1 protein-coding gene is annotated in these 689 nt (G+C 40.4%); it reads left to right on the top strand.

Translation table 11 applies throughout. From position 1 onward, the window contains the following. Positions 1 to 5: 5 nt before the first annotated feature. Positions 6 to 689, top strand: a 684-nt coding sequence (locus tag AC1DPZ_RS28520; protein WP_477409890.1) for a sensor histidine kinase, incomplete at its 3' end; no start/stop codon positions are given.

Below are 689 nucleotides of genomic sequence, written 5' to 3'. Positions count from 1 at the left end.
CTGCAATTGAAAAGGCCGAAAAATCAACTCACGTCAAAACCGAATTTCTTGCAACCATGTCGCATGAAATTCGTACGCCGCTTAATGCCGTGATAGGAATGAGCAACCTGCTGCTGATGAACGATCCAAGGAACGACCAGGTAGAAAACCTGGAAATACTAAAGTTTTCGGCAAATAACCTGCTTACCATTGTTAACGATGTGCTTGATTTTAATAAGATAGAATCGGGTAAGGTTGTTTTTGAAAACACCCGTTTTAACCTGTCCGAACTGATGAACAATACTTGCGGCGCGCAGATGATAAAGGCTGCAGAAAAAGGTTTGAAGTTTGAAATGGAGGTTGATTGTTTACTAAATGATAAAGTGATTTTTGGCGATCCTACACGCATTGCCCAAATTATTTATAACCTGGTTAGTAATGCAATAAAATTTACATCAAAAGGGAATGTTTTGGTTAAGGCTACGTGTTTTGAGGACCGGCATAATACTGTTATCGTCAAATTTTTGATAAAAGACACYGGTATCGGTATCGAGGAACATAACCTTAACAGCATATTTGAGCCATTTACGCAGGAATCATTAACCACCACCCGCCAATATGGTGGTACGGGTTTGGGCCTGGCCATTGTAAAAAGATTGCTTGATTTGCAAGGCCTGCACATGGATGTTAAAAGTGAGATAGGGGTAGGT

This window comes from Mucilaginibacter sp. P4_G9, assembly GCF_056400985.1.
Note: the sequence above shows the minus strand (reverse complement) of the source record. Positions and strands in the feature narration are given on the sequence as shown.